Below are 11,873 nucleotides of genomic sequence, written 5' to 3'. Positions count from 1 at the left end.
TCGCAAAGACGAACAGCCGATCCTCCTCGCGAAGGATCGGCTGTTCGGGAGATGTCGGGCTCCGGCGGGCTTATACCAGCGTACGGCGGAAGCCGTCGCGCCAGCTGGCGAATCGAGGCTCCCATCCAAGCCGCTTCGCCTTGCCGGCGATCGCTCCCCGCTCGCCCCTGGCGCTGCCGGGCTGACGAGCGGGCTCGGGCGCTCCCAGCAGGGAGGCGTAATACGGCAGCCACTCCGTCCCTGCCGCAGGCTCGTCGTCGACGATGTTGTATGCGCCGGAAGGCCAGTCCAAGGCGAGCAGCGCCGCTCGGGCCGCGTCGTCGACGTGGATGAACGACGACACGCCGCCGGTCGCGGCAGTTCGCCGCGGCGGACTTGCTCCGCCATATACCCGTCGGGCGCATACCAAGTGCCCGCCCCGTAGAACAGCCCGTAGCGAAGGACGACCGCGTCCGGCATCTCCGCGACGGCCGTCTCCAGCGCATGAACGCCGCGGATCGTGCCGCTTCGCGGAGCGGGCGCGCCGAGGTCGAGCGGCTCGTCCTCCCGGGCCGGTCCTTCGCCGGGCGCATACGCCCAGGAGATGCTCTGGGCGATCATCCGGCGGACGCCAGCGGCCAGGGAAGCGTCGACGAGATGGCGCGTGCCTTCGATCCGAATGCGGGAGTTGTCCGCGAAGTTGCGCTCGCCGAGCGACGTCAACTGATGAATGACCGCGTCCGGCTTCGCTTCCGCGACGGCCGAATGGACCGCCTCGCGGTCGAAAATATCGAGAACGACGGCTTCCGCCCCTTGCGCCTTCAGCAAGTTCGCTTTGGCCGCTTGGCGGGTAAAGCCGACAACCTCATGTCCTTCCGCGATAAGCATCGGGACCAGCGACTGGCCGATGGCGCCGGTTGCGCCGGCTATGACGATTTTCATCCGAGATCGACTCCTTTGGCAACGGGTTTGGCGGGCAGACGGCGCTTCAGGCTTCGGGAGTTGGCTCCGATGACGCCGGCAAGCAAGCAGGCCGTGCCGACGGTTTGCGCGGAGCTCCAATGATCGTTCATCAGCAGCACGCCCGAAGCGATCGAGATCATATTGCCCAGGTTGACGAACAAGCTCACTTTGAACGCTTCCAGCCGGGCAAGCACGGCATTGGACAGCCAGGACGAGACGAGCGTGGTCATCAGGCTGATATAAAGCAGCGGGAGCCAGAAGCCCGGTTCGCCCAGCGGAGCGAACAGATCGGGCATCGTTCCGTTCACGGCGTGGCGAATCAGCGCGAGAAGCGTGAAGATGACGACGCCGGTCCGCATCATGGCGTGACTGATCTGCACGGCGGAATACGAATTCCGCAGCATGCGGGCCAGCACGCCATAGACGGCGAGCGACAGCGCCGACAGCAGCAGGAGCGTCGCGCCGGTCGCGGTCGTCCCTTGCAAGGAATCGCCAGAAGCGGCGCTCATGAACGCCAGACCGCCGACCGACACGGCGACCGATAGCTTTTGCAGCGCGTTGCTTTTCTCTTTGAGCAGAAGCGCACCCAGCAGCAGCGCGAACACGGGGGTGGTGGCCGAGAAGATGCCGGCCCCCGACGTCGTCGCCGCGGTCAAGCCGAACGTCTGAAAGCCGAAGAACAAGGTCGGGTACATGAGGCTGATCCCCAGCAGCGGCAGCCTCTTCTCTTTTTTCTCTCGCTTCGGTATCCGGACCCATCCGGCGCGAATCGCGATCGTCAGCGCGAAATACGACAACGCGAACCGGTACGCCAGCAGATCGATCGGATCGGCGTATCGCAGCGCCAATTTGGAAGTCAGGAAGGCAAATCCGATAATTATCGAGTATAATAGTGCCATTAGGTAGACCGTACCGTTATTTTTCGACAAGATGCGCCCCTTCTTTCCGACATGTCCTGCGTGAGTGCTACCCGGGGTCGCGCATTTTCTCACGGGACGGATCGAGCCGGCCGGCTTCTGAATCCAGCATAAGGGAAGTTTCGTCTTCCTTCCACTCCAATATTCCCGAACTGTACCGGTACAGACAAGGCGAAGGAGCGTACCCGCGATGATGAAATACGAAGAGCTGATGAGCGAGATCGAGCAACGAATCGAAGACGGCCGGCTGCGCGGCGGTCAGAAGCTGCCCTCCATCCGCGAGGCTTCCGCCGTCTACGGCTGCAGCAAGAGCACCGTCCTTCGCGCGTATGCGGAGCTGGAAAGACGGCATCTGCTCTATTCCGTCCCGCAGAGCGGCTACTTCGCCGTCCAGCTCAAGCAGGAGGAAGCGCCGGCGCAGCCGGAAACGCTGGACTTCTCTTCGGTCTCGCCGGACCCGGATCTGTTCCCGTACCTGGACTTCCAGCATTGCATCAACAAGGCGATCGACCGCTACCGCAGCTATCTGTTTACGTACGGTACGTCTCAAGGGCTTCCTTCCCTGCTGTCGGTGCTCAGCAAGCACCTGGCCTCCTATCAGGTGTTCGCGCCCTCCGACCGGCTGGCGATCACCTCCGGCGTCCAGCAGGCGCTGTCGATCCTGTCCATCATGCCGTTCCCGAGCGGCAAGCGAACCGTTCTGGTGGAGCAGCCGACGTATCAGCTGTTCCTCGAACTGCTTCAGCTGCACGGCGTTCCCGTAGCGGGCATCGCCCGTTCGGATCGCGGAATCGATCTTGACGAGCTGGAGTCGCTGTTTAAGACCGGGGACATCAAGTTTTTCTATACGATTCCCCGGTTTCAGAATCCGCTTGGCACCTCCTACGACACCCGCACCAAAAAAGCGATCGCCGAGCTGGCCGAACGCTATGGGGTTTACGTCGTGGAAGACGATTATCTGGCGGATCTGGAGACCGATCCGAAGTCGGATCCGATCTATGCGTACGGATCCTCCCGCGTCGTCTATGTGAAGAGCTATTCCAAAATGCTGTTCCCGGGGCTGCGCGTCGGAGTGGCGGTTCTTCCTCCGGAACTGCGGAAGACGTTCGGCTTGCACAAGCGGTTCTCCGATATCGACAGCTCGATGCTCTCGCAGGCGGCGCTGGAGCTATATATCCAGAGCGGCATGTTCGCGCGGCGCAAGCGCAAAATATCGGCCACTTACCGCGGCAGGCTGCAGCGGCTGAACCGCGCCCTCGATGCCTGTTGCGATGCGCCGGACGTAAGTTACCCGCGGGTCGAAGCCGGAACGCACACCCATCTCGTCCTTCCGGACTCGTATCGTCTCCCGGCGCTGGTCGACCGCCTCGCCCGCCGGAAGATTGTGGTCAAGGGGGGAGACGCGTGCTTCCTGCCCGGGTTTGCGAAGCGTTCTTTCCTGCAGCTCAGCGTGACGCGCGTGGAGGAATCGGGCATCGACGCGGGGATCGCCGCCGTCTTCGAGGAGATCCGGCGAATGAACCGGACATAATCAAAGCGCGCCGTTCCCGTCCAGGGCGTGCCGCTTCGTGAACCAGAGGCGGTAGGTCAGCATGCTGAGCAGAATGCTCGTCAAGGCCGCGGAAGAAGCGAACGCGAACATGATCAGAATCTGATATCGGACCGCTTCCAACGGACTCGCTCCCGCGACGATCATGCCGGTCATCATCCCCGGGAGCTGGACGATCCCGACCGTTTTCATCCCGTCGATCGTGGGGATCATGCTGGATTTCGCCGCTCTTTTCAGCAGGTCGTGGATCGCCTGCCGTGGGGTCGCTCCGAGCGACAGCAGCGTCTCCACCTCTCCTCTGGCCGAAGCGATCTCCCGCTTCATCTGGTTGAGGAATAAGCTGGACACGACCATGGCGTTGCCGATCGTCATGCCGCTGATCGGGATGACGTACTGGGCCGAGAGCGGAATAATGCCGAGCGCCAGCAGCAGCCCCATCGTAACGAACTCGGTCGCGAAGATGGAGATTCCGATCCGCAGCCAGACGCGGCGCAGGCCTGTTCCTCTTTTGGCGGCATTCCATGTCGCGACGGCGATCATGATCCATAGAATCGGGATGACGACGAGCGGACGGTCGGAACGAAAAACGAAGTGGAGCACATAGCCGACGGCAAGCAATTGCACGGCGGACCGGATCGTTCCGACGAACAGGTCCTTTTCCAGCCCCAGCTTCTGCCACATGGAGATAAACAGGGCGACGGCGACAAACACAAGCGTAAACCCGAGAGCCGTCAGGGACATGAAGACGGTCCTCCCTCCGGCAACCGCAAATAGGCGCGCGCGGCGGCGGTGACGGGATGCTCGAAAAAGGATTCGGCCGCCGTATCCTCCTGCAGCTTGCCGTCCGACAAGAACCAGATCCGCTCGGACATTCGGCGGGCTTGCTCCGGGTCGTGGGTCACCCATATTGCCGCGCTGCCTTCCCGCCGGTGCCATTCGAGGAGCGTCTCCTCCGCGAGCGCCTTGCTGTTCGCGTCCAAGGAAGCCGTCGTTTCGTCCAGCAGCAGGATGTCGGGCTTCAGCAGCAGACCTCGGGCCAAGGCGACTCTCTGCTTCTCGCCTCCGGACAAGGTTTCGGCCTCCTTGCTCCAGTCCAAGCGGCCCAATCCCAGCTTGGAGAGCAGCTCCTCCGCCAGTCTCCGATCGAATTCCCGGCGATGAAGCCTGCTGACGGCGGTCATATTCGATTCGATCGTCCCCGGAAGCATATACGGCTGCTGGGAGAAGTAGACGACCTTCGAGCGCCAATCCTTCGGCTCCCATTGTTCGAACGATTTGCCCTCGAGCCGAATATCGCCCCGGTCGGCGCCGACCAGCAGCGACAGCACCTTGAGCAGCGTGCTCTTCCCTTGCCCGGAAGCGCCCAGAACGGCGATCCGGTCTCCCGCCGCGACTTGCGCGCTCACGTTCGCGAACAAGCTTCTCCCCGATTCCGGGATCGATTTGGACAGGCGATCCAATGCGAGGATCGGCTCCATGGAACGTTCCTCCTCTCCGAACCTATCAGTTGGCAGCGATGCACAGAAACTGGCATGACAAAAAGAAGCGTTCGGGACGCCTCCGGAATCGGAACGTTGCGCCGTTTGACCATCCGAACGTTCCGCAAGTATCTCAACGGGCGGGACACGGCGGATGCCGCGGATGACGACATTATATCATAGAAACGGTTCCAAATCAGAAAGATTACAATCAGACGGCGGTTCCCTGCCGATTTCGCCGAAAATTGACAACAGCGCTATTCAAACCTAATATAGGAGCATCTTCCGCATGGTTGCAAGTAGGGACGGACTGCTCAAGGAGGAGACGCACATGCTTCTGGCCATCGTCATTTTTACGCTTGCCGGACTCGCCGAGATCGGCGGAGGCTATCTGATCTGGTTGTGGCTGCGCGAGTCAAAGCCTCTCTGGTTCGGAATCGCCGGCGCCCTTGTCCTGATCGTGTACGGCATCATTCCGACGCTGCAAAAATTCCCTTCGTTCGGGCGCGTCTATGCCGCATACGGCGGCGTGTTCGTGGTTCTCGCGGTGCTATGGGGATGGCTGGTCGACAAGAAGGCTCCCGACGGGTACGACTGGCTGGGAGCGGCGATCTGCATCGTCGGCGTGTCCGTCATGCTGTGGGCGCCGAGAAATTAGGGATCCCGACGGTTACAGCTTGAACCGGTATCCGGCGCCCCACACCGTCTCGATCCACTGCGGATCGGCCGGCGTCGCCTCGATTTTTTCCCTCAGCTTGCGGATATGAACGGTGACGGTCTGGGTGTCTCCCGTCGCGTCGAATCCCCATAGCAGCTCGAACAGCTGGTCCTTGCTGAACACGCGGTTCGGATGGGTGGCCAGGAAGTAGAGAAGGTCGAACTCCTTCGTCGTCAGCACGATCTCCTGTTTATTCTTGAATACCCGGCGCGCGTCCGCATCGATCAGCAAGCCGCGGATCCGGACTTCGTTCCGCCGCTCCTTGCTGCCGACCAGCCGTTCGTAGCGGGTCAGATGCGCCTTGGCCCGGGCGACGAGCTCGGCCGGCTTGAACGGCTTCGTCATATAATCGTCCGCCCCCAGTCCCAAGCCGCGGATCATGTCGATATCTTCCTTTTTGGCGGTGACCATCAGAATCGGGATGTCCTTCTTCGCGCGCAGCTCGCGGCAAATATCGAAGCCGTTCTTCTTCGGCAGCATCAAGTCCAGAATGACGAGGTCGAAGTCTTCTTGAAGCGCCAGCTCCAGGCCGACCTCCCCGTTGTCGGCAATCTCGACCCCGTAACCGCTCATCTCCAGATAATCCCTTTGCAATTCCGCGATCAGCCGCTCGTCTTCGACGATCAATATTTTTTTCATCGCTGTCCCTTCTCTCCGTCCGCCAGCGGCAGAATGATTCGAATGGTCGTTCCTTGCCCGAATTCGCTGGCGGCCTCGATCGTTCCGCCGTGCCCCAGCGCGATCTGCCTGGCGATCGCAAGACCCAGCCCGCTTCCTCCGCTGCCGGAATTGCGGGATTGCTCCGCCCGGAAGAACCGCTCGAAGATCGATCCCAGCGCTTCGGCTTCGATGCCTTGCCCGTTATCCTCGATCTCGATCACCGCTTTGCCGTCCGAGGCAAGCGTGCGCAAGGCGATGCGCTTGTCCGCCTTGTCCATGTACTTGCGGCTGTTCTGGATGACGTTGCCGAGCACCCGCTTGAATTTGTCGCGGTCCATCAGCACCGTATCGGAATCGCGCAGCCGGATGGTCTCGCTCCAGGCAATGCCCGCTTTCTCCAGATCGAACTTCATCTCGTCCGACCAGTCCTCCATAAACTCCCGCAGCCGGACCGGCTCGAAGTTGAACGGAATGCTCCTCAGGTCCAGCTTCGAATACAGGAACAGCTCGTCGATGAGCCGGTCCATCTCCTCCGCTTTGTCGGCGATCGTCTGCATATACTTCGCCGACTTCTCCGGCGAGTCGGCGACTCCGTCCATCAAACCGTCCACGTAACCCCGAATGGTCGTAATCGGCGTCTTCAGGTCGTGGGAGATGTTCGACACCAGTTCCTTGCGATTCTCCTCGTACTGAAGCTGCAGGCGGATCGAGTGCTTGAGCTGAACGCGCATCTCCTCGAACGCCTGACCGAGCTGGCTGATCTCGTCCCTGCCGTTCATGTCCACTTCGAAGTCCAGATCCCCGTTCTTGATGCTCATGGCCGCCCCGCGAAGCGTACGCAGAGGGCGGATGATGCTGCGGGAGACGAAGTAGGTGAGCAGCAAGTGCGTCAGAACGAGAATGACGATCAGCACCGTGAACAAGATCGGGAACGCCTCCCGAATCCAATAGACGAACGGGTCCGTTCGGGTCACGATGAACGCGGAAACGTTCGAACCGTCGGGCGCCAAGTAATCGTATTGGAAAAACAGCACGATTTTATTGTTTTCGGTGATTTGGAGGGCATGGTCCCGAATTCCCGCTCTCTCGAAAGGAGGAAGCGATTGCGCAAGCTTCTCGTCGCCGCGCAGCGTGTCGGATACGTACGTCAACTGCCCGCCTTGGCGGATGACGAGTCCGGAATGGACGCTTTGCAGCCCCGTCTCGATCTCCTTCAAAAATTCGGAGTCGGACAAAACCTGCGGATTGCGTTCCGTCGCCCGCTTGATCTCTCTTAGAAGGCGGTACTGGTCGTCGAAGTCGAACTGCTCCGCCGTGGAGAAGTACAGCTTTTTATAATATTGAAAGTCGCCGCCCGAGACGACCGCCAGCAGCAGCGCCGTCAGCAGGATGACGACGAGCGGCACGACCAGCATCGCGGCGTACGACCAGATGAGCCTCATTCGAATGGACATGGTTCGCCTCTCCCCGCTATGAAAGGCCCGGCTTCCCCTTTCGTGCCCGGGCCGCTTCTTTGGGTATACCATAATCGCGCACGCTTTGATAGATCCAGATCGAAGCGCTCAGCCAGAACGCGCTGGCGAGATAGCCGCCGAGGATGTCGCTCGGATAGTGCACGCCCAAGTAAATGCGGCTCGTGCCGATGGCCAGAATCAGCGCGCTGCTGGCCAGCACAAGAATGACTTTTCCCCACCATGCCGGTATGTGCTTCCACAGAAGATAAGCCAGCACGCCGTACAGGCTGAACGCTCCCATCGAATGGCCGCTCGGGAAGCTGTAGCCGGTCTCCGCAATGAGCCGATGGATGTCCGGGCGCTCCCGGCGGAAAATCCATTTGAGCACGACGTTCAGCACTTCGGATCCCCCGAGCACGAACAGGTACAGGATCACTTCCCGCCGATGCTTCAGAACGCCGTATAGATACACCATGCAAACGAGCGCGATCACGATGACGGGCCATCCGGAACCGATGTTCGTGAAAAACTTCATGACGGAGGTCAAACCGCCCGATTCCCGGCTCTGCCAGAAGTCGATCAGCGTCCGGTCGAACGCCGAAATCCGGTGAAACCCGATCAGCGCGGCGATGACGCCGAAGCCCGCGGCAAAAATCAAGCTGAGCAGCAAGGCGAGCGTAAGACGAAACGATAACGAAAATTTCATGCCTGGAGCTATCTCCTTCAGTTCGGAAAATTACTGCGATCGGGGCAGCGGCAGCAGCCGCCTGAGGCCGCGCTGCCTGCCAACCGGCAGTCGTTCCGGCGATTCGGCGGCAGCCGCAAGATAATCGAGAATGCCGCCCGCGACGCGGCCCGACGAATTCGCTCCGTCCGCGGCCGGACCCTCCGCTTGCCGGAAGCGCCGCCGGAGGAGCTGCTCGGCCGTTTGCCGCCTCAGCTCTTCCCCGTTGCGGGCGATAAGCAGCTCATCCTTGCCCGCCCAGTAGACGGCATTGCCCTCTTCCTGACCGGGAATCGGCCGGTAGACGACGACGGGCAATCGCATCGCGGCCGCTTCGGACAGCGTAATCCCGCCCGCCTTGGTCACGAGGCACGACGATTCGGACATGAGCCGTTCGATCTGTTCCACATAGCCGAAGATCCGGACTCGCGGATTGTCCCCGAACAGCCGGATCATCTGGCGCTCCAGCTTTCGCTTCCGTCCGCAGACGAGCGAGACGACGATCCCGTCTTCTTCGAGAAGGGATTGCACCATCCCGCCGACGGCCCCCGTCACGCCGTACGCCCCGGCCATGACGAGCACCTGGTTCGGCTTCCGGCGGACTTCATTCGCGGCTTTGTTTCTTAGGTTCTCCCAAAGCGCCCGTTCCCGAAACCTCGGGCGGATCGGGATGCCGCTGACGCGGATGCGGTCGGCCGGGACGCCGCGGCCGCTCAGCTCCTGCTTCAGCTCCTCGGAGGCTACGAAATAAAGATCCGTCTCCTCATGAATCCAGCGAGCGTGCAGAACGTAATCCGTCAGCACGGTAAACGTCGGAATCCGATAACCGGCGTACCGCCGAAGATGAGACATCGTCAGCAAGGGGAACGTCTGCACGACCGCGTCGGGCCGCATCTCCTTCAGAAGTTCCTCCAGCTTGGCCGACCCGAGCGAATGAAGCCAGTGTCCCAGAGGCGAACCGGGGTTCATCCGGTCCAGCAGCCCGTAACCCCATCCGTATGCATGGGGCAGATGCGACGTGCTTGCGTAATACACGGCTTGCAACCATCTATTGAGAGCGGGATAAGATTCCCCGAACGGATCGAAAAGGACGACGTCACGGATGCCTTGCGATTCGAACTGCTGCTGCAATGCTTTCGCCACCTGATAGTGGCCGTCGCCGAAGCGGGCGAACAGAATGACGATTTTGGCCGATCCTTTGGACACCGAGGCTCACCTGCCCGTTTTGAAATGATCCTTATGCCAGCCAATCGAACAGGAAGCCGATCGCGATGCCGAGCAGCGCGCCGATCAGAACTTCGGCCGGACGATGTCCGAGCAGCTCCTTCAGCGTCTGCCGTTCCGGGCTGCCGGCCTGAAGCTCGGGCACCGCCAGAAGCATGCGGTTGATCGCGCTGGCGTGCATCCCGGCCTGCCGGCGAATACCGGCGGCATCATACATCGTGATGGCGCAGACGACGGCGGCGATGGCGAATTCCGGCGACGAGAAGCCTTGACGGAGCGCAACGGCCGTTGCCATGGAAGCGACGGCCGCCGAATGCGAGCTCGGCATTCCTCCGGTGCCGAAGGCGAGCCCGGGCGCCCATCGTCCCTTCGCCAGATAGAAAATCGGAACTTTGACGAATTGGGCGGCTACGATGGCGGTCAATGCCGCGAGCAGCGGATAGTTCAACAGGACGGACATGACGGCAACGCTCCTTGCTTGCGGAATGATCGCGCCGGCGGGATCGGCGGCGGTTCTTCCCCAATGTACCGAACAATCATAAAGCACTCGTTAACATGTTCTTAAATGATTCTTAAGCGCGGCATCAAGCCGCATTCCTTGATGAAAACGCAAAAAAACCGCGATCGCTCGCGGCTTTCCGGGCATTCCCGCTATTCGATGAGACCCAGCTTCTCGTAAACCTCCAACGTCGCGATCCCGTCGGGAACGAGCCCGTTCTCCTTCTGGAACTTCTTGATCGCGGCCGTCGTCGAAAACCGAAATTTCCCGTTGCACTCGCCATGGAAGTAACCGGCGCTCTGCAGCCGGTTCTGGATCAGCTGCACCTCGGCGCCGACGTCCCCTTCCGCGACGACCCTTGGCTCGCGGTTCGCCTCGCCCAGCACGTGACCGTGGATCGTGACCTTGGTTCCGACCGGAACCATCTCGTACAGTTCCTCGACGTCCCGGTTCCTCATCCGGATGCAGCCGTGGCTGGCGTGCTGTCCGATGGAGTACGGCCTGTTCGTTCCGTGAATGCCGTAGGTTCCCCACGGTACGTTAAGGCCGATCCACCGGGAGCCGAAAGAGGGACCCCAATTTTTCCCTTTGTAGATGACCAGATACTCCCCGACGGGAGTCGGCGTATCCGGATTGCCGACCGCGACGGAGAAAGTCCGATAGGGAAGGTGGTCCAGCAGGACGACCAGCTTGTGCTTCAGCGGATAGACTTCGATCGTAACTAACCCGTTATCCTTCACGATCGGAAGAGACGGATCGGCTCCCGCCGGTCTAGGAACGGCGCCAAGGATCAAAGCCGATATCAGAATCGTCTGAACGATTCGAACCAGAAATCGCCGCATTTCAATCATTCACCCGTATTCAAGTCGTTAAAATGGAATACGCGTTAGTTTGTCCTGCGTTCGGCTTCTTCTATTCCCGGGAGGATCCCGGTTTACCGGCGCTTCTTCCCTTTCGCCTTGATTCTTCCGAGCCCTCTGGCGAACCGGAGCACTTTCCGTGCGACGCGCCGATCCCTGAGATGTCTGAAAATATACGGATCCGGACTTGTGTTGAGCTCCAGGATCCACGGCCGGTATTGCTTGTCGACGCCGATATCGGCGCCGACCGAATCGACGGCGGGATACGTTCTGGCAAGAGCGGACGCGGATTGTTTGCCGATTCTGGCCAGCAGGCCGGTAAAACGGGACGTTCCGGCGCGGCCAAGCTTCGACGACAGAAGCCGGTCGAGATCCGTGGGCGTGCCGCCGTTATGGTAATTCGTTACGATCTTGCCCCTTCCAGCGATTCTTGCGATGATCCCGGTCGTCTCCCATTCCCGCTTCGAATTCCGTTGGACCATGACCCGAATATCGAAAGGCCGGCCGTTGTGCTTCAATAGATGTATTCCTCGCTGCACGAGGTACTGCCGTTTCGCTTTCCGCTTGTTAAGCGATCCGTACATCTCATCGAAGCCGGGAAACGTCCGGACTTGCATGCCCAACTGATACTTGTAGGAGCGGTTGGTCCGCTCGACCCGGGCGACTCCGTTCCCATACGTTCCCGAAACGGGCTTGACATAAACCATCGAGTACTTTCTGAGCATGTCGTAAAGCGATTTCGCGGACATGATTCGGGTTGCCGGTACGTAAGGGCGGACGCGGCCGTCTTGCAAGATAGCCTTCGTCTTCTTCCATTTGCTTCCGATGTGCTTGGAGCCGTTCGCCAT

Annotated in this window: 13 protein-coding genes and 1 pseudogene; 2 read left to right on the top strand and 12 right to left on the bottom strand. The window is 60.6% G+C overall.

What is annotated here, in order from left to right; translation table 11 throughout:
- Positions 1-70 precede the first annotated feature (70 nt).
- The 3 genes and pseudogenes from H7C18_RS35830 to H7C18_RS22310 form a co-directional block, all read right to left on the bottom strand.
- Positions 71-409 (bottom strand): NAD-dependent epimerase/dehydratase family protein, encoded by a 339-nt coding sequence (locus H7C18_RS35830; RefSeq protein ID WP_337913884.1) that lies wholly within the window; start codon positions 407-409, stop codon positions 71-73.
- 62 nt (positions 410-471) lie between these two features.
- A pseudogene (locus tag H7C18_RS35825) lies at positions 472-867 on the bottom strand (NAD-dependent epimerase/dehydratase family protein); the annotation flags it as partial.
- Between the two features lie 50 nt (positions 868-917).
- Positions 918-1,871, bottom strand: a complete 954-nt coding sequence (locus tag H7C18_RS22310; protein WP_185131316.1) for a DMT family transporter — start codon at positions 1,869-1,871, stop codon at positions 918-920.
- 178 nt (positions 1,872-2,049) lie between these two features.
- On the opposite strand from H7C18_RS22310, the gene H7C18_RS22305 reads away from it, so the two are divergent.
- The gene (locus H7C18_RS22305) at positions 2,050-3,390 is read left to right on the top strand and encodes an aminotransferase-like domain-containing protein (RefSeq protein ID WP_185131315.1); all 1,341 of its coding nucleotides are present in this window, start codon (positions 2,050-2,052) and stop codon (positions 3,388-3,390) included.
- On the opposite strand, the gene H7C18_RS22300 is transcribed toward H7C18_RS22305, so the two are convergent.
- Both H7C18_RS22300 and H7C18_RS22295 read right to left on the bottom strand, forming a co-directional pair.
- The gene (locus tag H7C18_RS22300; RefSeq protein WP_185131314.1) at positions 3,391-4,149 is read right to left on the bottom strand and encodes an ABC transporter permease; all 759 of its coding nucleotides are present in this window, start codon (positions 4,147-4,149) and stop codon (positions 3,391-3,393) included.
- The gene (locus H7C18_RS22295) at positions 4,140-4,886 is read right to left on the bottom strand and encodes an ABC transporter ATP-binding protein (protein WP_185131313.1); all 747 of its coding nucleotides are present in this window, start codon (positions 4,884-4,886) and stop codon (positions 4,140-4,142) included. The genes H7C18_RS22300 and H7C18_RS22295 overlap by 10 nt, the downstream gene beginning before the upstream one ends.
- A 331-nt stretch (positions 4,887-5,217) precedes the next feature.
- Here H7C18_RS22295 and H7C18_RS22290 point away from each other — a divergent pair, with 331 nt between their 5' ends.
- Positions 5,218-5,544: a YnfA family protein gene (locus tag H7C18_RS22290; RefSeq protein ID WP_185131404.1), complete on the top strand. Its 327-nt coding sequence runs from the start codon at positions 5,218-5,220 to the stop codon at positions 5,542-5,544.
- Positions 5,545-5,556: 12 nt separating this feature from the next.
- On the opposite strand, the gene H7C18_RS22285 is transcribed toward H7C18_RS22290, so the two are convergent.
- The 7 genes from H7C18_RS22285 to H7C18_RS22255 all read right to left on the bottom strand — a co-directional run bounded on the left by H7C18_RS22285 (position 5,557) and on the right by H7C18_RS22255 (position 11,873).
- Entirely contained in the window at positions 5,557-6,243 is a 687-nt protein-coding gene (locus H7C18_RS22285; protein ID WP_185131312.1) for a response regulator transcription factor, read from the bottom strand.
- Positions 6,240-7,718, bottom strand: coding sequence for a sensor histidine kinase (locus tag H7C18_RS22280; protein ID WP_185131311.1), 1,479 nt, complete (start codon positions 7,716-7,718; stop codon positions 6,240-6,242). Before H7C18_RS22280 ends, H7C18_RS22285 begins: the two co-directional genes overlap by 4 nt.
- 16 nt (positions 7,719-7,734) lie before the next feature.
- A complete protein-coding gene (locus tag H7C18_RS22275; protein ID WP_185131310.1) occupies positions 7,735-8,424 on the bottom strand; it encodes a phosphatase PAP2 family protein in 690 nt (229 codons plus the stop codon).
- A 30-nt stretch (positions 8,425-8,454) separates the two neighbouring features.
- Entirely contained in the window at positions 8,455-9,648 is a 1,194-nt protein-coding gene (locus H7C18_RS22270; RefSeq protein WP_185131309.1) for an MGDG synthase family glycosyltransferase, read from the bottom strand.
- Positions 9,649-9,679: 31 nt separating this feature from the next.
- Positions 9,680-10,126: a divergent PAP2 family protein gene (locus H7C18_RS22265; RefSeq protein ID WP_185131308.1), complete on the bottom strand. Its 447-nt coding sequence runs from the start codon at positions 10,124-10,126 to the stop codon at positions 9,680-9,682.
- Between the two features lie 191 nt (positions 10,127-10,317).
- Positions 10,318-11,007 (bottom strand): L,D-transpeptidase family protein, encoded by a 690-nt coding sequence (locus H7C18_RS22260; protein ID WP_420481879.1) that lies wholly within the window; start codon positions 11,005-11,007, stop codon positions 10,318-10,320.
- Positions 11,008-11,099: 92 nt separating this feature from the next.
- Positions 11,100-11,873: a YheC/YheD family protein gene (locus H7C18_RS22255; RefSeq protein WP_185131306.1), complete on the bottom strand. Its 774-nt coding sequence runs from the start codon at positions 11,871-11,873 to the stop codon at positions 11,100-11,102.

The organism is Cohnella zeiphila (genome assembly GCF_014212055.1).
In the GTDB taxonomy this organism is placed as follows: Bacteria; Bacillota; Bacilli; order Paenibacillales; family Paenibacillaceae; genus Cohnella; species Cohnella zeiphila.
The sequence above is the reverse complement of the archived record's forward strand: the minus strand, read 5'-3'. Positions and strand labels throughout refer to the sequence as shown.

What these genes read in the sequence shown, in the direction of transcription:
- H7C18_RS22305 (WP_185131315.1), top strand. Translation starts at nt 2,050, where the DNA reads ATGATGAAATACGAAGAGCTGATGAGCGAGATCGAGCAACGAATCGAA.
- H7C18_RS22300 (WP_185131314.1), bottom strand. Translation starts at nt 4,149, where the DNA reads ATGTCCCTGACGGCTCTCGGGTTTACGCTTGTGTTTGTCGCCGTCGCC.
- H7C18_RS22295 (WP_185131313.1), bottom strand. Translation starts at nt 4,886, where the DNA reads ATGGAGCCGATCCTCGCATTGGATCGCCTGTCCAAATCGATCCCGGAA.
- H7C18_RS22290 (WP_185131404.1), top strand. Translation starts at nt 5,218, where the DNA reads ATGCTTCTGGCCATCGTCATTTTTACGCTTGCCGGACTCGCCGAGATC.
- H7C18_RS22285 (WP_185131312.1), bottom strand. Translation starts at nt 6,243, where the DNA reads ATGAAAAAAATATTGATCGTCGAAGACGAGCGGCTGATCGCGGAATTG.
- H7C18_RS22280 (WP_185131311.1), bottom strand. Translation starts at nt 7,718, where the DNA reads ATGTCCATTCGAATGAGGCTCATCTGGTCGTACGCCGCGATGCTGGTC.
- H7C18_RS22275 (WP_185131310.1), bottom strand. Translation starts at nt 8,424, where the DNA reads ATGAAATTTTCGTTATCGTTTCGTCTTACGCTCGCCTTGCTGCTCAGC.
- H7C18_RS22265 (WP_185131308.1), bottom strand. Translation starts at nt 10,126, where the DNA reads ATGTCCGTCCTGTTGAACTATCCGCTGCTCGCGGCATTGACCGCCATC.
- H7C18_RS22260 (WP_420481879.1), bottom strand. Translation starts at nt 11,007, where the DNA reads ATGCGGCGATTTCTGGTTCGAATCGTTCAGACGATTCTGATATCGGCT.
- H7C18_RS22255 (WP_185131306.1), bottom strand. Translation starts at nt 11,873, where the DNA reads ATGGCGAACGGCTCCAAGCACATCGGAAGCAAATGGAAGAAGACGAAG.